At 74.7% G+C, this 23,611-nt stretch carries 21 protein-coding genes and 1 pseudogene; 14 read left to right on the top strand and 8 right to left on the bottom strand.

Annotated features, from left to right (window positions below; genetic code table 11):
* Nucleotides 1–449 (bottom strand): annotated as a pseudogene (locus ACYVM4_RS18130) (hypothetical protein); the annotation flags it as partial.
* Nucleotides 450–934: 485 nt separating this feature from the next.
* Here ACYVM4_RS18130 and ACYVM4_RS18125 point away from each other — a divergent pair.
* Both ACYVM4_RS18125 and ACYVM4_RS18120 read left to right on the top strand, forming a co-directional pair.
* The gene (locus ACYVM4_RS18125) at nucleotides 935–1,714 is read left to right on the top strand and encodes an ABC transporter ATP-binding protein (RefSeq protein ID WP_460669437.1); all 780 of its coding nucleotides are present in this window, start codon (nucleotides 935–937) and stop codon (nucleotides 1,712–1,714) included.
* Nucleotides 1,711–2,991 carry an ABC transporter permease gene (locus tag ACYVM4_RS18120; RefSeq protein WP_368822195.1) on the top strand — a complete coding sequence of 427 codons (1,281 nt, stop codon included), beginning with the start codon at nucleotides 1,711–1,713 and terminating at the stop codon, nucleotides 2,989–2,991. Before ACYVM4_RS18125 ends, ACYVM4_RS18120 begins: the two co-directional genes overlap by 4 nt.
* 36 nt (nucleotides 2,992–3,027) lie before the next feature.
* On the opposite strand, the gene ACYVM4_RS18115 is transcribed toward ACYVM4_RS18120, so the two are convergent.
* On the bottom strand, nucleotides 3,028–3,333 hold the full coding sequence (locus ACYVM4_RS18115) for a DUF4193 domain-containing protein (RefSeq protein WP_368822194.1): 306 nt from the start codon (nucleotides 3,331–3,333) through the stop codon (nucleotides 3,028–3,030).
* Nucleotides 3,334–3,480: 147 nt separating this feature from the next.
* Complete coding sequence (locus ACYVM4_RS18110; RefSeq protein ID WP_460669436.1) at nucleotides 3,481–3,972, bottom strand: DUF3515 domain-containing protein; 492 nt, start codon at nucleotides 3,970–3,972, stop codon at nucleotides 3,481–3,483.
* A gap of 64 nt (nucleotides 3,973–4,036) precedes the next feature.
* On the opposite strand from ACYVM4_RS18110, the gene ACYVM4_RS18105 reads away from it, so the two are divergent.
* The 5 genes from ACYVM4_RS18105 (at nucleotide 4,037) to ACYVM4_RS18085 (ending at nucleotide 10,556) form a co-directional block, all read left to right on the top strand.
* The gene (locus ACYVM4_RS18105) at nucleotides 4,037–5,143 is read left to right on the top strand and encodes a thiamine-phosphate kinase (RefSeq protein ID WP_460669435.1); all 1,107 of its coding nucleotides are present in this window, start codon (nucleotides 4,037–4,039) and stop codon (nucleotides 5,141–5,143) included.
* Nucleotides 5,133–6,092, top strand: a complete 960-nt coding sequence (locus tag ACYVM4_RS18100) for a DAK2 domain-containing protein (protein WP_460669434.1) — start codon at nucleotides 5,133–5,135, stop codon at nucleotides 6,090–6,092. Before ACYVM4_RS18105 ends, ACYVM4_RS18100 begins: the two co-directional genes overlap by 11 nt.
* A 12-nt stretch (nucleotides 6,093–6,104) precedes the next feature.
* The gene (locus tag ACYVM4_RS18095) at nucleotides 6,105–8,402 is read left to right on the top strand and encodes an ATP-dependent DNA helicase RecG (protein ID WP_368822190.1); all 2,298 of its coding nucleotides are present in this window, start codon (nucleotides 6,105–6,107) and stop codon (nucleotides 8,400–8,402) included.
* A gap of 139 nt (nucleotides 8,403–8,541) precedes the next feature.
* Nucleotides 8,542–9,141 (top strand): 16S rRNA (guanine(966)-N(2))-methyltransferase RsmD, encoded by a 600-nt coding sequence (rsmD, locus tag ACYVM4_RS18090; protein ID WP_368822189.1) that lies wholly within the window; start codon nucleotides 8,542–8,544, stop codon nucleotides 9,139–9,141.
* An 89-nt stretch (nucleotides 9,142–9,230) separates the two neighbouring features.
* A complete protein-coding gene (locus ACYVM4_RS18085; protein WP_368822188.1) occupies nucleotides 9,231–10,556 on the top strand; it encodes a UDP-glucose dehydrogenase family protein in 1,326 nt (441 codons plus the stop codon).
* 95 nt (nucleotides 10,557–10,651) lie between these two features.
* Here the strand turns inward: ACYVM4_RS18085 and ACYVM4_RS18080 are convergent, their stop codons facing one another.
* Nucleotides 10,652–10,897 carry a hypothetical protein gene (locus ACYVM4_RS18080; RefSeq protein ID WP_344123277.1) on the bottom strand — a complete coding sequence of 82 codons (246 nt, stop codon included), beginning with the start codon at nucleotides 10,895–10,897 and terminating at the stop codon, nucleotides 10,652–10,654.
* A gap of 233 nt (nucleotides 10,898–11,130) precedes the next feature.
* Entirely contained in the window at nucleotides 11,131–12,363 is a 1,233-nt protein-coding gene (locus ACYVM4_RS18075; protein ID WP_460669433.1) for an aminotransferase class I/II-fold pyridoxal phosphate-dependent enzyme, read from the bottom strand.
* 83 nt (nucleotides 12,364–12,446) lie between these two features.
* On the opposite strand from ACYVM4_RS18075, the gene coaD reads away from it, so the two are divergent.
* From coaD to ACYVM4_RS18045, 6 genes are all read left to right on the top strand, one after another.
* The gene (coaD, locus tag ACYVM4_RS18070) at nucleotides 12,447–12,914 is read left to right on the top strand and encodes a pantetheine-phosphate adenylyltransferase (RefSeq protein ID WP_460669432.1); all 468 of its coding nucleotides are present in this window, start codon (nucleotides 12,447–12,449) and stop codon (nucleotides 12,912–12,914) included.
* Nucleotides 12,915–13,084: 170 nt separating this feature from the next.
* Nucleotides 13,085–13,597, top strand: coding sequence for a YceD family protein (locus ACYVM4_RS18065; protein ID WP_387610637.1), 513 nt, complete (start codon nucleotides 13,085–13,087; stop codon nucleotides 13,595–13,597).
* Nucleotides 13,598–13,599: 2 nt separating this feature from the next.
* Nucleotides 13,600–13,803: a 50S ribosomal protein L32 gene (rpmF, locus tag ACYVM4_RS18060; protein ID WP_031282896.1), complete on the top strand. Its 204-nt coding sequence runs from the start codon at nucleotides 13,600–13,602 to the stop codon at nucleotides 13,801–13,803.
* Nucleotides 13,804–13,808: 5 nt separating this feature from the next.
* A complete protein-coding gene (gene rnc, locus ACYVM4_RS18055) occupies nucleotides 13,809–14,507 on the top strand; it encodes a ribonuclease III (protein WP_368822183.1) in 699 nt (232 codons plus the stop codon).
* 20 nt (nucleotides 14,508–14,527) lie between these two features.
* Nucleotides 14,528–15,469 (top strand): bifunctional DNA-formamidopyrimidine glycosylase/DNA-(apurinic or apyrimidinic site) lyase, encoded by a 942-nt coding sequence (mutM, locus tag ACYVM4_RS18050; RefSeq protein ID WP_460669431.1) that lies wholly within the window; start codon nucleotides 14,528–14,530, stop codon nucleotides 15,467–15,469.
* Nucleotides 15,470–15,781: 312 nt separating this feature from the next.
* Entirely contained in the window at nucleotides 15,782–16,825 is a 1,044-nt protein-coding gene (locus ACYVM4_RS18045; RefSeq protein WP_368822181.1) for an NAD(P)-dependent alcohol dehydrogenase, read from the top strand.
* 104 nt (nucleotides 16,826–16,929) lie between these two features.
* Here ACYVM4_RS18045 and ACYVM4_RS18040 read toward each other — a convergent pair whose 3' ends face one another.
* From ACYVM4_RS18040 to ACYVM4_RS18030, 3 genes are all read right to left on the bottom strand, one after another.
* Entirely contained in the window at nucleotides 16,930–18,105 is a 1,176-nt protein-coding gene (locus tag ACYVM4_RS18040) for an NAD-dependent epimerase/dehydratase family protein (RefSeq protein WP_460669430.1), read from the bottom strand.
* Nucleotides 18,102–20,789: an alpha/beta fold hydrolase gene (locus ACYVM4_RS18035; RefSeq protein ID WP_460669438.1), complete on the bottom strand. Its 2,688-nt coding sequence runs from the start codon at nucleotides 20,787–20,789 to the stop codon at nucleotides 18,102–18,104. The genes ACYVM4_RS18040 and ACYVM4_RS18035 overlap by 4 nt, the downstream gene beginning before the upstream one ends.
* Nucleotides 20,790–20,925: 136 nt before the next feature.
* Nucleotides 20,926–21,951 carry a 3-oxoacyl-ACP synthase III gene (locus tag ACYVM4_RS18030; RefSeq protein ID WP_368822179.1) on the bottom strand — a complete coding sequence of 342 codons (1,026 nt, stop codon included), beginning with the start codon at nucleotides 21,949–21,951 and terminating at the stop codon, nucleotides 20,926–20,928.
* A gap of 274 nt (nucleotides 21,952–22,225) precedes the next feature.
* On the opposite strand from ACYVM4_RS18030, the gene ACYVM4_RS18025 reads away from it, so the two are divergent.
* A partial coding sequence (locus ACYVM4_RS18025; protein ID WP_460669429.1) for a chromosome segregation SMC family protein occupies nucleotides 22,226–23,611 on the top strand: 1,386 nt, incomplete at its 3' end.

Here is a 23,611-nt window from a genome sequence, read left to right as displayed (position 1 = left end):
GCTCCGGCCGGTGCGGCGGGCGCCGCGTCGGGCAGCGCCGGTGCCTCGGGCGCCGCAGGCGCCACGTCGACGACGACCGGCGCCGGGGCCTCGGCCGGTGCGGGCGGGGCCACCTCGACGACCGGCACGTCCGCGGGTGCGGCGGCCGGGACGTCCGCGGGTGCGGCGGCGGGCAGGTCGGGCGCCACCACGTCGGCGACGACCGGTGCGGGCTCGGGGACCGGGGCCACCGCCGGTGCGGGCGGAACGGCCTCGGCGACCAGGATTTCGGCGGCCGGCAGCTCCACCGCGGCACCGGCCCCCTCGGCGGATGCGGCCGCGCCCGGCGGGGCGTCGACCGGCGGGGCGTCGCCCGGTGCGGCGACGGCCGCCGGGGCGCCCAGGAACAGGCCCCCCACCAGCACGCTCGCCGAGGCACCGGCAACAGCCAGTCTTCTCGTGGTTGTCATGTCGATGTGTCTCCTGTATCCCGTAGTCGGCCCGGGCCCACCCCAGGACCGTCAGCGCCGCACGGCCCCCCGGGACCGTTCCCGCGCCCCCGCGCGGACGCACCCCCGTCGCGTCGTGCCGCTCGTCGTTCGGCCGGGACGGACCGTGCGCCCGTCCCACGGAGCCGGAACCCCCCTGCCGAAGAACAGCTGTGCCGTTAACTATCGTCCACATTCCGGCATTAGCAAGGGTGAACTGCTACGTGACGGGAGGAGTCGGAGGCCCGCGCCGGGGGCCCGTGCCGGGGTGGCGGACTCCACCGGGCCTCGTGACCGGCCGTCCCGGGGCGTCGTCGCCGGACGTGCCCGCCCGTGCGGTCGCGGGACAGCACTAGTGGGGACACGGAACGGGTCGCCGCCACCATTCACTTGTGCACATGATGAGTGCGGGACCTGGTCCCGCAGCGGCCGTCCGGGGGGACGGGCGCTCCGACAGGGGGAATCCGATGACGTCCGCGGTGCTCGAGGCCGAGAACCTGGTCAAGATCTACGGCCGGGGGGACACCCGCTTCGCCGCGCTGCGGGGCGTGGACCTGCGGATCCGGCACGGGGAGTCCGTGGCCGTCGTCGGGAAGTCCGGTTCCGGCAAGTCGACCCTGATGCACCTGCTCGCGCTGCTCGACGCGCCGACCCACGGCTCGGTGTCCCTCGACGGCCGGCCGGCGACGTCGATGACGGCCCGTGAGCTCAACGAGACGCGCAACGCCGCGTTCGGCTTCGTGTTCCAGCAGTTCTACCTGACCCCGGACCAGACGGTCCTGGAGAACGTGGCCCTGCCGCTGCGGATCGCCGGGGTCCGTCCCGGGGTGCGCCGGCGCCGCGCCCTGGACGTGCTGGAGCGCCTGGACGTGGCGGAGAAGGCCTCCAGCCGCGCCGTCGACCTGTCGGGCGGGCAGAAGCAGCGGGTCGCGATCGCCCGCGCCCTGGTCAACGACCCCTCCGTCATCTTCGCCGACGAGCCCACGGGCAACCTCGACTCGGCCACCGGCGCGGTGGTCCAGGGCCTCCTGTTCGACCTCCACCGGGAGCGCGGCATCACCCTGGTCGTGGTCACCCACGACGAGGACCTCGCCCGGCGCTGCGGCCGCCAGGTGCACCTGCACGACGGTCTCGTCGTCGATGCTCCCGCGCCCGCCACCGTCCCCGCACCCGCCACCGTCGCCGGGGCGGGCGCCGACGGGGCGGGCGCCGAGGTCGTCGTCGGAGCGGTCGGGGGTGCCCGGTGAGGTGGCCCGATCTGCTCGGCTCCGCGGTCGCCAACACCCGGCGCGCCAGGATCCGCACAGCGCTGACCGTGCTGGCCGTCTTCATCGGGGCGTTCGCCCTGACCCTCACCTCCGGCATGGGCACCGGGGTGAACCGGTACATCGACGACACCGTGGCGGCGTTCGGCGACGCCGACGCGCTCTACGTCCAGAAGTCGCAGCCCCTCATCGAGCTGTCCTCGACCTCGGGCCCCCGGGAGTACGACCCGGACACCACCCGGATCCGGACGGGGTTCGGCGTGTCCTTCGAGGGGCTGACCAGGGAGGACATCGAGGTCATCGAGGACATCGAGGGGGTGCGCTCGGTCAAGCCGATGTACTCCGTGGCCCCCACGTACCTGGAGGCCGCCGACGGCAGCCGGTTCCAGCTCTCCCCGGGGATCCCCGTCGACGCCGTGGGCCTGCAGATGGTGGCCGGCGGAGCCCCGGCCGCCGGGCGGGACGAGATCGCGGTCCCCGACAGCTGGGTCGCCGACCTGGGCTTCTCCTCCGCGCGGGAGGCCGTGGGAGGCCGCGTCGACGTGGTCATGACCAACATGGCGGAGCAGGACCGGGCGTTCCCGGCCACGATCTCCGGCGTGACGCAGGCCAGCCTCGTCGGGACCTCCCTGAACCCCATCCCGTCGGACTCCTTCAACGAGCGGCTCTACGACTACCAGGTCAGCGGCGCCCCGGAGGAGGTCCCGGAGAGCTTCGCGATGGCCACGGTCACGGTCGAGGACATGGACCGGGCCCCCGGGATCCAGGCGCGGCTGGAGGACCACGACATGCTCGGGCTCACCGTGGAGGACCAGCTCGGCATGTTCCGCGCCGTCATCAACGCCATCGTGTGGATCCTCAACGCCTGCGCCGTCATCGCGCTCGTGGCCGCCGGGCTCGGCATCGTCAACACCCTGCTGATGTCGGTCCAGGAGCGGACCCGCGAGATCGGCCTGATGAAGGCCATGGGCATGAGCGGGGGCAGGGTCTTCGGCCTGTTCTCCCTCGAGGCCGTCTTCATCGGGTTCCTCGGGGCGGTCGTCGGCGCGGTCACGGGCGTCGTCGGCGGTTCGGCCCTGAGCGGCGCGCTGGCCGACGGGTTCCTGTCCGGGCTGCCGGGGCTGTCGCTGTTCGCGTTCGAGTCGTGGCGGGTGGCGCTGATCGTGCTCTCCGTCATGGGGATCGCGTTCCTGGCCGGGACGATCCCCGCCGTCCGCGCCGCGCGGAAGGATCCGATCGCGTCCCTGCGCCACGAGTGACCGGGCCGGCCCCGGCCGGGCGTGGGACCGGGGGCGTCAGCCCTCGCACTCGATGCAGTAGCGGGCGCCGTCCTTCTCGCGGGCGAGCTGGCTGCGGTGGCGGACCAGGAAGCAGGACATGCAGGTGAACTCGTCGTCCTGCTCGGGCACCACCTGGATGAGCAGCTCCTCCTGGGACAGGTCGGCCCCGGGCAGGTCGATGCCCTCCGCCGTGTCCGAGTCGTCGATGTCGATCGCCGGGCTCTGCGAGGTGGCGCTGCGCTGCGCCTGGATCACCTCGAGGGACTCGTTGGCGGGCTCGTCCTCGGGCTTGACGCGGGGCTCGTCGTAATCGGTTGCCACGGATGTGCCTCCTTCTGGGCATGGTGCGTTCTGGGCGTGGTGCGGTCGCGTGCGTGTCCACGCCACAACCCGGCGGCGCATGGGCCTATTCCCGTGCTCCCGGGACGTCCCGGAGGAGGGCCCGGCGGCCCCCGCCCCGGCGCCGGGTCACAGACCCTCCAGGGTGTCCTGGAGGTCCAGGCACTGGCGGTCCGCGGGGATCTGCTCCACCGCGGAGCCCAGCTCCACGAGCAGGGTGGAGGACGCCACGGCGGTGCTGTCGAAGACCACCTCGACCGCCGGGTCCCGGCCGTAGGTCGTGGCGGTCCACGTGCTCCCGTCCTCGTCCTGGCGGATCAGCCAGTCGACGTCGTTGACGGAGGAGCAGGCGTCCGTGGTGGGCCCGGGCGGTGTCACGCCGCACCGCACGACCGCCGCCGTGGGCTCGCCGTAGGCCGCGGTGGCCTGGCTCGTGGTCTCGCGCCGGTCGTGCTCGCCGACGGTCTCCGGCATGGCCAGCATCGCGGGGGCGCACCCCGGGTCGGCGGCGTTCTCGGCGGGGTCCACCGTGACGGCGGGGGAGCACCCCGCCAGGACCGCCACCAGGGCTCCCGCCCCCAGCACGGCACGGGCGGATCGGGACAGGGAGGGGGAGGGCATGCCCCCAGCGTAATCCTCGGGCCGCCCCGTTCCCGCGTCCGGGGCCGTCGTTAGGATGAGCGCCATGACCCGACCCCCAGCGGAGCTGTCCCCCGTGCCCGACGCCCCGCCCGGACCGGGACCCACCGTCGGGGAGCTCTCCGAGGCCGAGCTGCTCGAGCGCGTGCTCCCGCTGCTCCTGCGTCCCGCCGCCTCGCGTCCCGGAGCGGACCACGTGCTGCTCGGCCCCGGCGACGACTGCGCCGTGGTCGCGGCCCGGGACGGGCGGTACGTGATCACCACGGACACCCAGGTGCAGGACCAGGACTTCCGGCTCGTCTGGGCCGGCGGTGCGGTCACCACCGGATACGACACCGGGGTGAAGTGCGCGGCGCAGAACCTCGCCGACGTCGCCGCGATGGGCGCCGTCCCGTCGGCCGTCGTCGTCTCGCTCACCCTGCCCCCGGGGACGCCCGTGTCCTGGCCGGAGGACTTCGCCCGCGGCCTCGTGGCCGGGTTCGGGGCCATGGGCGCGGACCGCTGCGCCGTGGTCGGAGGGGACCTGGGCGCCGGCCGGGAGCTGTCGGTGACGGCCACGGTGACGGGCGACCTCGAGGGCCGGGACCCGGTGCGCCGGTGCGGGGCGGGGGCGGGCGGCACGGTGGCGCTCGCCGGGACCACCGGACGGGCGGCCGCGGGCGTGGCGCTGCTCGAGGACCGCCGCTACCGGGCCGGCCGGGACGAGCTCCTGGACGGGCTCGCCGCCGCGCAGCTGCGGCCGTGCGCCCCCGTGCCCGCCGGTCCCGCGGCCGCCCGCGCCGGGGCCACCGCCATGATCGACCTCTCCGACGGTCTGCTCCGCGACGCCGGGAGGGTCGCGGCCGCCAGCGGCGTCGTCGTCGACCTCGACGGCGCCGTCGTGGCCGACCTCGCCGAGCCCCTGCGCCCGGCCGCCCGGCTGCTCGGGGCGGACCCCCGCGACTGGGTGCTGACCGGTGGCGAGGACCACGGGCTGCTCGCCGTCTTCCCCCGGGGAGTGCCGCTGCCCGGCATGTTCCGTGCGATAGGCTCGTGTGCGCCCGCGCCCCCCGCGCACGACGACACCCTCCCCCGGGTGCTGCTCGACGGACGAGCGCCGCACCTCGCTCTGGGGCACCCGGTCGGCGAAGGATGGGATCACTTTGAACCATAGGATCGGATCGAACGCGGCCGTCATGCGGCGGTGGCTCGACCTGGCCCACCGTGATCTCGTGCGCCACAGCCCCGTCCTGAACGCCCTCAACGTCTTCCCGGTCGCGGACGCCGACACCGGGACCAACCTCTCGACCACCGTGCGCGCCGCGGCCGAGGCGGCGGCCGTGCTCGAGACCGGTGACGTCGGGGAGCTGCTCTCCCTCGCCGGCCAGGCCGCCCTCGAGGAGGCCCGCGGCAACTCGGGCACCCTGTTCTCCGTCTTCCTCACGGCCGTGGGCCGCTCCCTCGAGGGGAGCACGAGGATGACCGCCGAGTCCGTGCGGCTGGCCCTGCACGCCGGTCACGTGCGCGCCTGGAGCGTCCTGACGGACCCCGTGGACGGGACCATGCTCTCCGTCCTGGAGGCGGCCGCCGCCGTCCCCGTGCCGCAGGGCGTGGAGGTCGGGTCCAACCAGCAGCTCAAGGAGTTCCTGGCCGGCGTCAGCACCGCCGCCCGCGCCGCGGTCCTCGTCACCCCGGACCAGCTCGAGATCCTGCGCGAGACCGGCACGGTCGACGCCGGCGCCCTGGGCATGCTCGTGGTCTTCGACGCGCTGGCCCGCACCGTGGGCGGCGACGACGCCGGCGACGAGAACGCCCTCGACGCGCTGATCGACGCCGCCGCGGCCCGGGCCGCCGGCACCGGGGACGCCCCGCACGCCGTGCACGGCGGCGTCGAGGTGATGTGCACCGTGGAGCTGACCCCGCTCGACGCCGCGGAGCTGCGCCACGAGCTCAGCGAAGTGGGCACCAGCGTGATCATGAGCGCGGTGACCGAGACCGGGGACGGCTACCGGTGGCGCGTGCACGTCCACGTGCCGCGGCCCGAGGACGCCCTCACGGTGATCGGCGCCCGCGGCAAGGCGGTCAACGTCACGGTGACCTCCCTCTCGGAGGCGGACGGATGAGGCGTCCCTGAGATGACCCGATCCCACGGCGGCGGGGCGTTCCCCGACCCGGCCTCCGAGCTCGACCAGCCGCTGGCCCGTCTGCTGGGCCGCACCACGGCCGACCAGCTGGCCCGGCAGCTCTCGGTGTCCACGATCGGGCAGCTGCTCGACCACTTCCCCCGCCGGTACATGCCGCGGGGCGAGCTCACCCCCTTCTCGGAGCTGCGGATCGACCAGCAGGTGACCATCGTGGCCGAGGTCGTGCACGCCTCCACCCGGCAGATGCGCTCCCGCCGCGGGTCCATCACGGACGTGGTGATCACCGACCGTGCCTCCTCCGACCCGCTGCGGCTCTTCGCGGACGACGACCCCGGCCCGGGCCGGACGATGCGGCTGAGCTTCTTCAATGCCTGGACCGCCGCCCGGGACCTGCCCCCGGGCACGCACGCCCTGTTCTCCGGGAAGGTCGGGCTGTACAACGGCGCCGTGACCATGACGAACCCGCACTACGCGATCCTCGACCCGGACGCCCCGGAGGCGGGGGAGACCGCCGAGGAGCGCGCGGGCCGGCCCATCCCCATCTACCCGGCCACGGCCAAGCTGACCACGGACAAGATCGCCCGGGCCGTGCACTCGCTGCTGCCCGTCGTGGACTTCGGGGCGGTCCCAGACCCGCTGCCGGACGGGATCCGGGAGCGGGAGGGGCTCATGGGGCTCGAGGAGGCGTACTGGCAGGTCCACCGCCCCCGGGACACTCGCGCCCACGGGGAGGCGCGCCGCCGGTTCCGCTACCAGGAGGCGTTCCTGCTCCAGTGCGCCCTGGCCCGCCGCCGCGCCGAGCTCGCCGCGCACCCCACCACGGCCCGGCCGGGCATCCCCGACGGGATGCTCGCCCGGTTCGACGCCGGGCTGCCGTTCGAGCTCACGGCCGGTCAGCGGAGCGTGGGGGAGGAGCTCGCCGCCGAGCTCGCCGGCACCCGTCCCATGAACCGGCTGCTCCAGGGCGACGTCGGCTCGGGCAAGACGCTCGTGGCCCTGCGCGCGATGCTGCAGGTCGTGGACTCCGGCGCCCAGGCCGCGCTGCTGGCCCCCACCGAGGTGCTCGCCGCCCAGCACCACGGCTCCGTGGTCCGCTCCCTGGGCCCGCTCGCGCAGGCCGGCCTGCTCGGCGGGGACCCGGACGGCACGCAGGTGGTGCTGCTCACCGGGTCGATGGGCGCCGCGGCGCGCAAGCGGGCCCTGCTGCGGATCGCGTCGGGGGAGGCTGGGATCGTCATCGGCACCCACGCCCTGCTCTCGGAGGTCGTCCAGTTCGCCGACCTCGGACTGGTGGTGGTGGACGAGCAGCACCGCTTCGGCGTCGAGCAGCGCGACCGGCTGCGGGACAAGGCCGGGCGGCCCCCGCACCTGCTGGTGATGACCGCCACCCCCATCCCGCGCACCGTGGCGATGACCGTCTTCGGGGACCTGGACGTCTCCGTCCTCGACGAGCTGCCGGCGGGCCGGCAGCCGATCGCCACCCACACCGTGGGGCTCGTGGAGCACCCGGGCTGGGAGCGGCGCCTGTGGCGGCGCGCCCGGGAGGAGATCGACGCGGGCCGACAGGTCTACGTCGTGGCCCCCAAGATCGGCGACGACGACGAGCCCCCGCCCCACGCCTCCCTCGCGGAGTCGGCCCTCGCCGCGGCCTCCGAGGACGAGGAGTCCGAGGCGTCGATGGCGTCGGTCACTTGGCTCGCGGAGCTCGTGGCCGCCGAGCCGGTCCTGGCGGGCGTGCGCGCCGAGGTGCTGCACGGCCGGCTCGACACGGACCTCAAGTCCCGCCTCATGGAGGAGTTCGCGGCGGGGGACGTGCAGCTGCTCGTGTGCACCACCGTGGTCGAGGTCGGCGTGGACGTGCCCAACGCCACGCTGATGATCATCGTCGACGCCGACCGGTTCGGCATCTCCCAGCTGCACCAGTTGCGCGGCCGCATCGGGCGCGGCGGGCACGCCGGGACGTGCCTGCTCGTCACCCGGCGCCCCGCGGAGCACCCGTCGCGGCAGCGGATCGAGGTGGTGGCCGCCTCCACGGACGGCTTCGAGCTGGCCCGGGCGGACCTCGAGCTGCGCCGCGAGGGCGACATCCTCGGCGCGGCCCAGTCCGGGGGCCGCTCCACCCTGCGCCTGCTGCGGGCCCTCGACGACGCCGAGCTCATCGAGCGCGCCCGCCGGGACGCCGTGACGATCCTGGGCGAGGACCCCCAGCTGCTCGAGCACCCCGAGCTGGCCGAGGCCATCGAGCGCTACCTCGACCCGGACGCCGAGGCGTTCCTGGACCGGGGCTGAGCCCCGTGCCGCAGAGCGCCGTGCCCTCGAATCCCGTGCCCCCGCGCGCCGCCCCGCAGAGCCCTGGGCCGCGCGGACCCGTGCCGCGGGGCCCCGTGCCGCCGCGGGCGGGGCCGCCGAGCACAGCAGAGGAGCACGCATGAGCAGGATCATCGCCGGGGCCGCCGGAGGGCTGCGCCTGCAGTCCGTCCCGGGCCGGGACACCCGGCCCACGACCGACCGGGTCAAGGAGTCGCTCTTCGCGCGGCTCGAGGCGTGGGGCATGCTCCGGGACGCCCGGGTCCTCGACCTGTTCGCGGGCTCCGGGGCCCTCGGCTGCGAGGCCGCGAGCCGCGGCGCGGCCGCCGTGACCCTCGTGGAGCGGCACGCGGGCGCGGCCCGGGTCTGCCGCGCCAACGCCGGGACGGTCCACCGGGCCCTCGGGCGCGACGACGTCGTCACGGTCCGGCACGGGGCGGTCGGCGCCTACCTGGCCGATCCCGCCGAGGGGCCGTGGGACCTGGTGCTGGCCGACCCGCCCTACCCCCTCCCGGAGGCGGAGCTCGCCACGGTCCTCGCCCCGCTGGTGGGCCGGCTGCGGGAGGGCGGGGTGCTCGTGGTCGAGCGCTCCTCGCGGTCCCCGGAGCCCGACTGGCCGGCCGGCCTGCGCCGCTTCGAGCAGAAGCGGCACGGGGAGACCACCATGTGGTTCGCCGAGACGGACGTCACATCCCCCTCGTCGCCCGGCGCGCCGGACTGACACCTGCGCCCTTGCGCGCACCCGCTTTGACAAGATTCGACAGGCAGCATCGAGCCCGGGCCACCGCCCGGGAGGAACGGAGGACGTCCATGAGGATCACGGTTCTGGGAACGGGCTACCTGGGGGCCACGCACGCCGCGTCGATGGCGGAGATGGGCTTCGAGGTGCTGGGGCTGGACGTGGACCCGGAGAAGGTCGACGCCCTGTCCCGCGGTGAGCTGCCCTTCCACGAGCCGGGCCTGGGCGAGCTGCTGCGCAAGCACGTGGGCACCGGCCGGCTGCGCTTCACCACGAGCTACGAGGAGGCCGGCGCCTTCGGCGACGTCCACTTCGTCGGGGTCGGGACCCCGCAGCGGGCCGGGTCCTTCGCGGCCGACATGCGCTACGTCGACGCCGCCGTCGGCTCGATCGCCGCGGCCGCCACGAAGGACTGCGTGATCGCGGGCAAGTCCACAGTTCCCGTGGGCTCCGCCCGCCGCCTGGCCGATCTGGCGCGCGCCTCCGCCCGGCCCGGGGTGGACGTGTCCCTGGTGTGGAACCCCGAGTTCCTGCGCGAGGGCTACGCCGTGGAGGACACCCTGACCCCGGACCGGATGGTCCTGGGCTCCGAGGATCCGGCCGCCGAGGCCGTGATGCGCCGGGTCTACGCCCGGCAGCTGGAGGCCGGCGTCCCGCTGATCGTCACCGACTACGAGACCGCCGAGCTCGTCAAGGTCGCGGCCAACGCCTTCCTGGCCACCAAGATCTCCTTCATCAACGCCCTGTCCGAGCTGACCGAGACGGTCGGCGGGGACATCCGTACCCTGGCCGACGCGATCGGACTCGACGAGCGGATCGGGCGCAAGTTCCTCAACGCCGGCGTGGGCTTCGGCGGCGGCTGCCTGCCGAAGGACATCCGCGCCCTCCGGGCCCGGGCCGCCGAGCTCGGGGTGGAGCAGTCGGTGCGCTTCCTCGCCGAGGTCGACGACATCAACGTCCGCCGCCGGGGCCACACGGTCGAGACGGTCACCCAGATGCTGGGCGGCTCCGTGGTGGGCCGGCAGGTGGCCGTGCTCGGGGCGGCCTTCAAACCGGACTCCGACGACGTGCGCGACTCCCCGGCCCTGGACATCGCCGCCCGGCTGCACTCGATCGGCGCCGAGGTGGCCGTCTACGACCCCAAGGCCAACGCCAACGCCGCCAAGCGCTATCCCCGCCTGGACTACGTGGACTCCCTCGAGGCCGCCGTCACCGGGGCCGAGGTCGTGGTGCTGCTGACCGAGTGGCCCGAGTTCAAGGCGATGACCCCGGAGCAGCTGGACCCGCTGGTGGCCGTCCCGCAGATCCTCGACGGCCGCAACGTGCTCGACCCCGACCGCTGGACCGCCGCCGGCTTCTGCTACCGGGCGCTGGGCCGCCGGGCGGCCTCGGTCTGAGCCCCGTCCGGTGGAACGCACCGGGGGCCTTGCGGGCCGGTGCCCGGCCGCCGCTGCCGTGGCGGCGGCGGCCGGGCACGTGACGGGCGGGAGACTCAGTCCCCGTACTTCTCGAAGATGAGGTCGTCCGTGTTTTTGTCCAGCTGCATCGAGCTGCTGTGCTGGATGAGCCGGGCCACCGTGCTCGCCTCGTCCTCCGGCACGACGAGCAGGTACTCCTCCACGCCGTCGTCGAGCGTCAGCTCGAACGTGTAGGACCCGGCGCTCCCCTCACCCTGCGTGCTGCGGATCACGTCGACGCTGGTGACGCGCCGGATGTTCTTGCCCTGTCCTGCTGGCATGGTTCCCCCTTCGGAAACATCCCTCCGGAAGGAAGCCGGCGACCGTGTGCGGGCGGAACCGGCGGGACGGACCGGCCTCCTGCTGACGGCGGTCGTCCTCCGACCGCCCGACCCGCGGTGCCCTTGCTGTCCGCGGGCGCCGCGTGTCAGCTCCACGCTAGCCATCCGTTCCCGCAGCGCCAAGGGTGCTGACCACATGTGACGGGGCTGGGGCGGGGCAGGGTCGTCGCGGCTCAGCCCGCCAGACGCTGCCCGGCCTGCTCCAGCACGTCCAGGCGCTTGCCGAACGAGAAGCGCATCCAGGACGCGTAGAGCGCCCGGTGCTCCGCGGAGGCGAGGGCCGGCACGGGCACGCCCACCACGCCGGCCCGCTCCGCCAGCACCGGGGCGAGGTGCTCCGCGTCCTCGACCCCGTACCGGTCGCACAGCCCGCGGACGTCCGCCACGACGAAGAACGTGCCCCGGGGCTCGAACGGTTCCGCGCCCGCCGCGGCCAGCCCCCGGACGAGCACGTCCCGGCGGTGCCGGAAGTCCTCCGTGAGCCGCTCGTAGAAGGCGTCCGGCAGGCCCAGCGCGGTGGCCGCCCCGAGCTGCAGCGGCGTGGCGGCGCTGTGCGTGAGATAGGCCTTCGTGGCGCGCACGGGGCCCATGAGGTGCGCCGGCCCGCTGACCCACCCGACGCGCCAGCCGGTGGCCGAGAAGGACTTGCCCACGGAGGAGACGGTGAGGGTCCGGTCGAAGGCCTCCGGCAGCGCGGCGAGCGGCCGGTGCCGGCCGGTGTGGCGCAGGTGCTCGTAGACCTCGTCGGTCACCACCACGCAGTCGTGCGCGGCGGCGAGCGCGGCCACGCGGGCCAGGACGGCGTCGTCGAACACGGTGCCGGTCGGGTTGTGCGGGTCGTTGAGGATCACCATGCGGGTGCGGGGCCCGAAGGCCGCCGCGAGGCGGTCGAGGTCGGGGGAGAAGCACGGCGGCTCGAGCGGGACCGTGACCAGGCGTGCGCCGGCGAACTCCACGACGGCGCCGTAGAGGTCGTAGTGCGGCTCGAACGTCACGACCTCGTCCCCGGGCTGCAAGAACGCGAGCAGGCTCGCGGCCAGGCCCTCCGAGGCGCCCACGGTCACGACGACGCCCGTGCCCGGGTCCAGGTCGATGCCGTAGAAGCGGTGCTGGTGCGCGGCGACGGCCTCCTGCAGCTGCGGCAGCCCCGCCACCGGGGAGTACTGGTTGCCGCCGCCGTGCAGCGCGGCCGCCGCGGCGTCGAGCATCTCCCGCGGCCCGTCGACGTCCGGGAAGCCCTGCCCCAGGTTGATGGCCCCCGTCCGGGCGGCCAGCCGCGACATCTCCTCGAAGACGGTCCCGGAGAGCTCCCCGGTGCCGGTCAGCAGACCGCCCCCGCGGGCCATGCGCTCCCACGGAGGAGCGGACAGGGACGTGGACGGGACGGCGGCGTCGGTGGCATCCATGGCCGCCAGTCTAGGGTCCCGCACCGGTGTCCGGGGGCGGCGGACCAGCGCCGGGCCGCACGAGTGCCCCTAGGATGGCACCCATGCACCGAGCGATCTGCCCCGGCTCCTTCGACCCCCTGCACAACGGCCACGTGGAGATCGTCGTGCGCGCCGCGGCGCTCTTCGACGAGGTCGTCGTCGCGGTCTCCACCAACCCGCACAAGCGCTACCGCTTCGACGCGGACCGGCGGCTGGCCCTGGCGGAGGAGAGCCTCGCGGGCGTCGCCGGCGTCGTCGTCGAGCCCATGGGCGCGGGCCTGCTCGCGGAGTACGCGGCGCAGCGCGGGGCGGTGGCCCTCGTCAAGGGGCTGCGCTCGGGGGAGGACTACGCGTACGAGGTGCCGATGGCCAGCATGAACCGCGATCTCACGGGGGTGGAGACGGTCTTCCTGCCCGGCGACCCCCGGTTCCTGCACCTGTCCTCGACGCTCGTGAAGGAGGTCCTGGGCCTCGGCGGCGACGTCTCCGGGTACGTGCCGGCGCCCGTCCTGCGGGCCCTGCAGGGCTGAGCGGGCCGGCCCCGTCCCGGCGCGCCCGGGCCCCGCCCGTTTGAGAACGCGCGGCACGGCACGCTAACATGGTCTGTCGGTCAGAATTTCACCAGGAGTCAGTCATCAGTCGCGAGAACAGTTCGCCCCTCACCATCGGTGTCCGGGACCTCGAGCACCGCCCGGGGACGATGCGACGCCTGGAAGAAGTTGTGCCCGCGCCGGAGAACTTCGGCAACGCACTCATCGGCGCCCCGGAGGGCTCGGACATCGATCTGGACCTCCGGCTGGAATCCGTCCACGACGGGATCCTGGTGTCCGGCACGGCCGCCGTGGCCATCCACGGCGAGTGCAGCCGGTGCCTCGACCCGATCGACTACGATCTGGACGTCGACGTGCAGGAGCTCTACGTCTTCGACCCCGCCGCCGACGGCGGGGAGGAGTCCGAGGACGACCAGATGTATGAAGTTCAGGACGAGACCATCGACCTCGAGCCCATGCTTCGGGACGCAGTGATCACGCAGCTGCCGTTCCAACCGGTGTGCCGGGAGGACTGCCAGGGGTTGTGCGCCCAGTGCGGCGCGCGCCTGGAGGACGACCCGGGTCACCACCACGAGGTGCTCGATCCTCGCTGGAGCGCCCTGTCGGGGCTGCTCGAGCAGGACACCTCGACCCAGACGACCGAACCGAGAGAAGAGAGATAGCCGTGGCTGTTCCGAAGCGGAAAATGTCCCGTGCCAACACCCGTGCACGCCGTTCGCAGTGGAAGGCGACCGCGCCCAAGCTGGTCAAGACCGTCGAGAACGGCAAGGTCACCTATAGCCTGCCGCACCAGGCCAAGGTCGTGACCGACTCCGCCGGGACCGCGCTGTTCCTGGAGTACAAGGGCCGCAAGGTGGCCGACGCCTGACCACGGTGACCTCCACCGCGACACCTCAGGACCTGCTGGAGCGTCTCGGCGTCGACATCGACGCCGGGACGCTTCGTCTTGCCCTGACCCACCGGTCCTACGCGTACGAGCACGAAGGCCAGGGCCACAACGAGCGGCTCGAGTTCCTGGGGGACTCCGTGCTGGGCCTCGCGGTCACCGACGAGATCTTCCACCGCTACCCCGACGACTCCGAGGGCAACCTCGCGAAGATCCGCTCGGCCGTGGTGAGCACCCGTACGCTCGCCGACCTCGCCCGGGCCCTGGACGTGGGTCCCCACATCCGCCTGGGCAAGGGGGAGGTGCGCACCAACGGGCACGAGAAGGCCTCGATCCTCGCCGACACCATGGAAGCCCTGATCGGCGCCGTGTACGTGAACTCCGGGCTCGAGGCGGCCCGGGCTTTCGTGCTGCGGCTCGTGGTGCCCCTCCTGGAGGACGGCTTCGTGATGAGCGAGGGCCGGGACTGGAAGACCGAGATCCAGGAGCTCGCGGCGGCCCGCGGCCTGGGCTCCGTCCGCTACGCCGTGGAGGGCACGGGCCCCGACCACGACCGCCGCTACGAGGCGCACCTGCTCGTCGGGGGTCAGGACCACGGCACGGGGACCGGCACCACCAAGAAGGAGGCCGAGCGGTCCGCCGCGGCGCAGGCCTACGCCACCCTGGTGGCCCGCCGCGGTGGCTGAGCGCGCGCCCCGGGGCGCCCGTGCCTGAGCTGCCCGAGGTCGAGGTCGTCCGCCGCGGCGTGGAGCGCTGGGTGGTCGGCCGCCGGGTCGAGTCGGTGCAGGTCCTGGACCCGCGCTCGGTGCGCCGCCACGACGCCGGCCCCGTCTCCTTCGGGCACGAGCTCGACGGCGCGGTGGTCGCGGACGCGGTGCGCCGCGGCAAGTTCCTGTGGCTGCCGCTGACCGGCGCGGACGGCGCCCCGCCGCAGGAGGCGCTCCTGGTGCACCTCGGGATGAGCGGGCAGCTGCTGGTCAAGGACGCCTCCCTGCCCGACGAGAAGCACCTGAAGGTCCGGATCGGCCTGTCCGAGCGCCCCGGCACCCCGGGGCAGCTGCGCTTCGTGGACCAGCGGATGTTCGGCGGCATGCTCCTGGACCGGCTCGTGCCCACCGGCGACGGCGCCCCGGGCGGCCGCTCGGCCACGGGCGCCCCCCTGGTGCCGGAACGGGCCGCCCACATCGGCCGGGACCCGCTGGACCCCGCCTTCGACGCGGAGCGCTTCCACGACCGGCTGCGCCGGCGCCGCACCGGTCTCAAGCGCGCGCTGCTGGACCAGTCGCTCGTCTCCGGGATCGGCAACATCTACGCGGACGAGGCCCTGTGGCAGGCGCGCCTGCACTGGGCCCGGCCCACCGACACGCTCCGGCGGCCCGAGACGCTCCGCGTGCTCGAGGCCGTCCGCGAGGTCATGGACCGCGCCCTGGCGGCGGGCGGGACGAGCTTCGACTCCCTCTACGTCAACGTCAACGGCGAGTCCGGGTACTTCGCGCGCTCCCTCTCCGCCTACGGCCGGGCCGCGCTGCCCTGCCCGCGCTGCGCGGAGGAAGGGCGGAGCGCCCTGATCGTGCGGGAGCAGTTCATGAACCGCTCCTCCTACCGCTGCCCGGTCTGCCAGCGCACGCCCCGCAACGGCCGGTTCTGACCCGGCGCCCGGACGGGCACTAGGCCGCACCGTGCGGAGGCCCACGGCAGCGGCCCCCGACGGTCCGAGAACCATCAGCTTCCTTTTCAACTTCCAGCGCGTGTAGGCTCCTTCGGGGACGCGCGGCAGGCCAGGACCCCGCCAGGGGCAAGCCTGCGCCCGTACCGCTCCCCGTGTCGGCCGCCTCCGCGGCCGCGTCCCCGGTCGTCGTCGGTGCCAGGACCGGCCCCCCGGTCCGGCCTCCGCCGCGCGCCCGGGCGACCACCCCGATCCTCCACTTCTGCTGTCCCCACATCCTCCGAGGAGTACCTCTTGCTCACTGTCAACGCCTACGCCGCACCCTCCGCCGGTGCACCGCTGGTCCCGACCACTCTCGAGCGCCGGGACCTCGGCGCCCACGACGTGCTCATCGACATCAAGTACGCCGGGATCTGCCACTCCGACCTGCACACCGTCCAGGGGGACTGGGGCCCCCAGCAGTACCCGCTGACCCCCGGGCACGAGATCGCCGGGATCGTCGCCGAGGTCGGCCCGGACGTCACCCGCCACGCGGTCGGCGACCGGGTCGGGGTGGGCTGCATGGTCAACTCCTGCGGCGAGTGCGCCAACTGCCGGGCCGGAGACGAGCAGTACTGCCTCGACGGCGCGGTCATGACCTACGGCGCCGAGGACCGCGACGGCACCGTCACCCAGGGCGGGTACTCCACGCACGTGGTGGTCACCGAGGACTTCGTGCTGCGCATCCCGGAGGGCATCGACCTCGACGTCGCCGCGCCGCTGCTGTGCGCGGGCATCACCACCTTCTCCCCGCTGAACCACTGGAAGGCGGGCCCCGGCAAGAAGGTGGCCGTCGTGGGCCTGGGCGGCCTCGGCCACCTCGGCGTCAAGATCGCCCACGCGATGGGGGCCGAGGTGACGGTCCTGTCCCAGTCGCTGCGCAAGAAGGAGGCCGGGCTGGCGCTGGGCGCCGACGCCTACTACGCCACCAGCGACCCGGCGACGTTCGAGGAGCTGGCCGGCACCTTCGACCTGGTCCTCAACACGGTCAGTGCGAAGATCGACCTCGACGCCCACCTGTCGCTGCTGAACGTCAACGGGGCCATGGTCAACGTGGGCGCCCCGGCGGAGCCGCTGGACGTCAACGTGTTCTCGCTGCTGGCCAACCGCCGCACGTTCGCCGGCTCCATGATCGGCGGCATCGGCGAGACCCAGGAGATGCTCGACTTCTGCGCCGAGCACGGGGTGGGCGCCGAGATCGAGGTCATTCCCGCCGAGCGGATCAACGAGGCCTACGAGCGCGTGCAGAACTCGGACGTGCGCTACCGGTTCGTGATCGACACCGCCACGCTGGCCTGATCCCGGGTCCGTCTCGACCCCCGGGGCGACCGCCCACCCCGGGGGAGCACCGCCTCCGGGGGAGCACTGCGCGGGGCCGACCGTCAGGCGGCCGCCGCGAGGGCTCAGCCGGCGGCCGTGGACCCGGTGGCGGGCATCGGGGCGTCGCCGGCGCCCAGCGGATGGGTCCGGTAGTACTCGGCCAGCCGCGCCATGCCCTCCTCGACCGTCACGGACGGCGTCCAGTCGAGCACCTCGCGGGTGGTCTGCTGCTCGAACCAGTGGGCCGTGGACATCTGCTCGGCCAGGAAGGCCGTCATCGGCGGCTCGTCCGCCCCCGGCCGCAGCGCCCACACCTTCTCGATGACCGTGCCGGCCAGCCGGGCCAGCGCGCCCGGGACCCGGCGCGCCGGCGGCTCCACCCCGGCGGCCCGGCAGAAGCCCGCGACGAGCTCGCCCACGGTGCGGGGCTGGCCGTTCGTGACCACCAGCGCCCGCCCGTGCGCCCACTCGATCCGCTCGAGCGCCCGCACGACCGCCTCGGCCGCGTTGTCGACGTAGGTGGTGTCGATCAGCGCCGCCCCGTGGTCGAGCAGCGGCAGCCGCCCCTTCGCCGCGCGGCCCACGATCCGCTCGACTAGCTGGGTGTCCCCGGGGCCCCACACGATGTGCGGGCGCACGGCCGTGACGCGCAGCCCGTGGCCGTCCGCCTCGAGCGCGAGCAGCTCGGCCGCGGCCTTGGACCGGGCGTAGTTGCCGCGGGCGTGCACGGGGTCGGCCGTGCGGGCGGGCTCGCCGACGATGGAGTCGCCCGTGTGGGCGACCGAGGGCGAGGAGACGAACACGACGTTGTCCACGCCGGCCCGCCGGGCGGTCTCCAGGACCACGCGGGTGCCGGTGACGTTGGTCAGCACGAACTCGTCCCAGTCCCCGGCGAAGGAGACCTTGGCGGCGAGGTGGACGACGTCGTCGACGCCCTCCATGGCCCGCGCGACGGCGTCCGGGTCCGCGACGGAGCCCAGGACCTCCTCGACGTTCGGCTGGTCGGCCAGCGGCGCGTGCCCGCGCTGGAGCAGCCGGACCGTCCAGTGGCGGGCCGCGAGCAGCCGCGCCACGTGCTCCCCGAGCATCCCGGAGGCGCCGGTGACGAGCACCGTCCGCCCCGCACCCGTCAGCTCCTGCCGCCCGCGCTCCACCTCGTGGCTGCCGGTGCCGGCCGGCGGGGCGCCCTCCGTCACGGAGGCGTCGTAGGCGGGGACCTTGTCGTCGTGCGTGCCGTCCTGGCGGTGCTTGCCGTTCACGGGTTCCTGATCCTTCCTCCGGCCAGGGCGTTCTCCGCCCATCCGGCCAGCAGGGCTCGGTCGATCTTGGAGTTGTGCCGGATGTCGGTGGGGTGCTCGGGGACCACGAGCACGGCCGCGAGGTCCAGGCCCGTGGACTCGCGCACGGCGGCGCGCACGGCCCCGGACAGCAGCGGGTCGGCGGGACCCGGCCGCGGGGCCGGGGGAGCGGTCTCCACGACGGCCACGGGCACCTGCGCGCCCGCCGGGCCCACCCCGACGACGGCGGCGCGGCCGACCCCGGGCACGGTCTGCGCCGCGTGCTCCGCGGCGACCGGCGTCAGCACGCCGCCGGCGGAGACCATGACGTGGGCGAGGCGGCCCTCGACCCACAGCCGCCCGGCGGCGTCGAAGTGCCCGACGTCCCCGGTGCGGTGCCAGCCGGGCAGCTGGGTGCTGAGGTGCTCCGTGTGCCACAGCCGGTCGTAGCGGTCCTTGACGTGCGGGGCGCGGGCGACGATCTCGCCGGTGACCCCGGGCTCCGTCGTGATCCCGTCCTCGGGGGCGCCGTCCGGGCGCAGGGCGGTGACCCCGAGCTCGGCGCCGTGCACGGCGGTGCCCACGCACACGCCGTTGCCGGCGCCGGCCACGGCGGATCCCTCGCTGTCCCGGCCGGCCTGCCGGATGGTCCCGAGGGTCACGTCCGTGAGGGGCAGCCCCTCGGTCATGCCGTAGGGGGTGTGCAGCGTCGCCGCGGGCACGAGCTCCTGCAGCTGCTCCAGCAGCTGCTCCGGCAGAGGTGCCCCGGCCGAGAGCACGAGCTCCACGAGCTCGAGGGCTCGCCGCTGCCCCTCGTCCAGCTCGTGCCGGGTGGCCAGGACGTTGGCGATCGCCGCGGGGGCGAGGAACACCGCCGTGGCCTGGATGGCCGAGGCGGCGTCGGCCAGGGCACGGGCGGTGAGGGTCTTCGGGGCGGTCACGTCCATGTCCGGGGTCACCGAGGTGGTCCCCATGGCGGGCCCGAGCAGCGCGAACGGCGCGAAGCCCGCCACGAGCCCCGTGCCCGCGGTCAGACCGTACGTGTCGCGGACGGCGTCCCGCATGGCGGAGAGCTGGCGGTGGGTGTAGACGACGCCCTTGGCCGGGCCCGTGGACCCGGAGGTGAACAGCACCGCGGCGTCCGCGTCCGGGTCCGGCGCGGGCAGGTCCGGTCGCGGGGCGGACGTCAGCAGCCCCGGGACGTCGTGCGCGACGCCGAGGGCCCGGCGGGAGACGGGGTCGAGGGCCTCCAGGGAGATCCGGGCGCCCGGCCAGCCGAGGGCCCGGCCGGCGACGAGCGCCCTGCGGATGCCCACGAGCCAGGCCGGGGCGGCCCCCCGCAGCGCGCGGGTGAGGCCCTTGGGGCCGAGGCCGGAGTCCGCCACGACGACGACGGCGCCGAGGCGCAGGCACGCGTAGAGCAGCGCGGTGAGGTCGGATCCCGGCGGCACCATGAGACTCACCCTGTCCCCGGGGCGCACGCCGATGCCGGCGAGACCGGCCGCGAGGCGGTCCACGCGGTCGGCGAGCTCCGCCCAGCTCAGGCTCGCCCGCACCGGGGGCACGCGGGCCCCGGCGTGCGGGTCGCCGGGGGCGGGCGCCATGTCCACGACGGCGAGGCCGAGGTCGGCGCGCCGCGCGTCGAGCTCGGCGGGGAACGGGACGTGCTCGCCGCGGGAGGTGGCACGGCGCTGCAGGTGCAGCTCGCGGCGCCGGGGGCCGGGGCCGAAGCGGTCGGCGAGCCAGGCCATCACCGGCGTCGCGACGTCCCGGTCCTCGGGCAGCAGGTGCAGGGCGCCCTCGTAGCGGTGGACGTCGGCGTGCGGTATCCGGCTCATGAGGTCCTGCAGGTAGCGCTCCTGGAACACCGGGTCGCCGATGCCCCAGAGCAGCAGGGCGGGGACGTCGCGGGCGGCCACGCCGGCGGCGATCTGCTCGTAGCGGGCGTGGGAGGGGTGGTCCGGGGCGACGGGGATGTCGGCCACGAAGTTGCGGATCGCCTCGCGCCGGGCGCGGGTGGCGTACGGCGCCCGGTAGGCCGCCCGCACCTCGCGGGACAGGGACGGGTCCGCGAGGGCGAGCGCCACGTCGAGGAAGCTCGTGGTCCGCTCGGTCAGCAGTCCGTGCGCGGCCGGGGCCAGCGCCAGCCGCAGGGAGGCGGGGATCTGCTCGGCGTTGTCGTGGTGGACGGCGGTGTTGGTGAGGATCGTGGCGCGGTGGACGTCCGGGTGCCCCAGGGCCCACCCGGAGGACACGAGCCCGCCCCAGTCGTGGGCGAGGGTCACCACGGGGCCGGCGCCCGCGTCCAGGCCGAGCTCGGCCGTGAGGTCGCCCAGGTCGCGGACCCGGTCGTCGAGGCGGCGGAAGAGCCCGGTCCGCTCGGAGAAGCCCATGTCGAGCTGGTCCACGGCCACGACCCGCCACGGGTTCTCGGGGTCCGTCCCGGCGGCCAGCACGTCGCGCCACAGGTAGGACCACGTGGGGTTGCCGTGCACGGCGATGACCGTGCCCCGCGGGGTGAGCCCGGCGGCCTCCAGGGAGGCCGCGTTGTCGAGGACGTGCCAGCGTCGCCGCCGGCCGGGGACGGGCTCCACGGGGGCGGTCGAGGCGACCGTGACCGTGCGGGACCACGCCGGGTCCACCCCGGGCAGGGGCACCTCCGTCATGGGCAGCCGCGGCGCCTCCGGCCCTCCGGCCTGCTGGGTCGTGGACGGTCGTGTGCGTGCCATGGTCGTGGGGGCTCCTCGAGGGTGCGTCTCGTGCGGGGGCGTCTCGTGGGGGCGCGGCGTCAGCGCCGGCGGTTCACCAGTCGATCTCCATGTAGGTCGCGTTGAGCCCGGAGCCCACCCCGAGCAGCAGGACGCGCTGGCCGGCCTCGAGCTGCTCGGCCTCCATGGCCAGGGTCATGGGCAGGGCCGCGGCGGCCACGTTGCCCCAGAAGGGGAAGGTCCGGGGGAAGCGCTCCGGGATGATCCCGGTGTCCTCCAGCAGCTTGTCGGTGTGGGACGTGGACACCTGGTGAGCGATGTAGCGGTCCATGTCGGTCCAGTCCCAGCCGTCCTCGTGGGCGTCGTGCCAGGCGTCCACGAGCAGGCCCACGCCGTGCTTGAGCAGTCCCGTGGCGTCGGTGTACATGCCGTCGAAGCCGCCGATGCACAGCCCGTGGTGCTGGGTGGCGGACCGGGCCACGGAGCCGGTGACGCGGTGGCCCTCGGGGTGCCGGTCGGCCGGGCCGACGACGGCCGCGGCGGCGCCGGCGCCCAGGGTGAGGGTGGCGAACTCGCGCACCACCTGGTCACGCGTGACGTCGGGGCCCTGGAGCCGTTCGTAGGTCTCCCGGTGCCACGGGCTCGGGTCTTCGCCGGCGATGACGACGGCGTAGTCGATCGCGCCCGAGTCGATCATCGTCGAGGCGATCGTGAGCCCGTTGACGAAGCCCAGACAGGCGTTGGTGACGTCGAAGTTCAGGGCGGAGGTGGCCAGGCCGAGCCGGTCGTGGACCGCGACGGCGACCGCGGGCTCGTAGCCGTCGCGGGTCACCGAGGCGTTGATCAGGAGCCCCACCTGGTCCGGGCGGACGCCCGCCTGGGCCAGCGCAGCCTCCGCCGCCTCCACGGCGCCGTCGGTGAAGTGGCGCCCCGGGGCCCACTCGCGCCGCTCCTTGACGCCGGCGAGGCGCTCGAGCAGCCCCTTTGGCATCTTCAGCCTCGCGAAGGTCTCCTCGAGGATCTCGTCGGCTCGCGACGAGGGGACCACCTCGTCGGCCTCCTTCTTGGTGATGGCCAGGAGGGCGGCGTTGCGGTGGCGGATCGTGGAATTACCGGTCAAGGTCTCTGGCTTTCGTTAGGGTCTCGCCGACGCCCCGGTCCGTCCACGGAGGGCACGGTCGCGGGGAGGGCAGGTCGTGCTGGTCGCGGTCAGTCTACCGGCCGGTTCCGCGGTGGCGGCCCGGGCCCGGCCGTTTCTCTGTAGGCTGATCATCTTCTGCGCCGCTTCGCTCCGCGGGCGGCTCACCGCGCCCCACCAGGAGCGCTGTCCGGGCGCGCGAGTACAGTGGGGGCGACCCCCGCCCGCCACGCCCACCCCAGGAGACCGGACCCCCGTGCACCTGAAGACCCTGACCGTGCGGGGGTTCAAGTCCTTCGCCTCGGCCACCACCTTCGAGTTCGAGCCCGGGGTCACCGCCGTCGTCGGCCCGAACGGCTCGGGCAAGTCCAACGTGGTGGACGCCCTGGCGTGGGTGATGGGGGAGCAGGGCGCGAAGTCGCTGCGCGGCGGGAAGATGGAGGACGTCATCTTCGCGGGCACCGCCGGCCGGCCCCCGCTCGGGCGGGCGCACGTGTCGCTGACCATCGACAACGCCGACGGCGCGCTGCCCATCGAGTACTCCGAGGTCACGATCTCGCGCACGCTCTTCCGCTCCGGGGGCTCCGAGTACGCGATCAACGGCCGGCCGTGCCGGCTGCTCGACATCCAGGAGCTGCTCTCCGACTCCGGGCTCGGCCGGGAGATGCACGTCATCGTGGGCCAGGGCCAGCTCGACCGCATCCTGCACGCCACCCCGGAGGAGCGCCGCGGCTTCGTGGAGGAGGCGTCGGGGATCCTCAAGCACCGCCGCCGCAAGGAGCGGACGCTGCGCAAGCTCGAGGCCATGCAGGCCAACCTCGACCGGCTCGAGGACCTCACCGCCGAGATCCGGCGCCAGCTCACCCCGCTGGGCCGGCAGGCCAGGACGGCCCGCCGCGCCCAGCGGATCCAGCACGACGTCCGCGACGCCCGCGCCCGGCTGCTGGCCGACGACCTCGTGCAGGCCCGCACGAGCCTGGCCGTCGACGAGGACGTCGAACGCCGGCTGCGCGCCGAGCGGGCCCGGGCCGAGCAGGCCCTCGACGCCGGCCGCGCCCGACAGGCCGACGTCGAGGCCCGCGCCGCCCAGGCGACCCCCGCCCTGAACGCCGCGCGGGACACGTGGTACCAGCTCACCGCCGTGCAGGAGCGCTACCGGTCCCTCGCCTCGCTCGCCGCCGAACGGCGCCGGTTGCTCGGCTCCGCGGCCGAGCCCGCGGAGCCGGGACGGGACCCGGACCGGCTCGACGCCCAGGCGGCCCGCACCCGCGAGGAGCAGCACCAGCTCCTCGAGCAGGTCGAGGACGCCGTCGACGCCCTCGCCGAGGCCATCCAGGAGCGCGAGGACGCGGAGGCCGCCGCCCGGGACCAGGACGGCGTGGTCACCGCTCTGCTCCGGGCGGCCGCCGACCGCCGGGAGGGCACGGCCCGGCTCACCGGCGCGGTCGCGGCGGCCCGCTCGCGGGTGGAGGCGGCCGAGAACGAGCTCTCCCGCCTGCACACCACCCACGCGGACGCCGGGCGGCGCCGGGTGCAGGCCGGCACCGAGGCCGACAACCTGGCGCTCGCGGCCCGGGACGCGGCCGGCGCCGCGGAACGGGCCCGCGCCCGGCACGAGGAGGAGGCCGAGGCCGCCGGCTCG

It is taken from the genome of Kocuria himachalensis, from assembly GCF_054784195.1.
The sequence above is the reverse complement of the archived record's forward strand: the minus strand, read 5'-3'. Positions and strand labels throughout refer to the sequence as shown.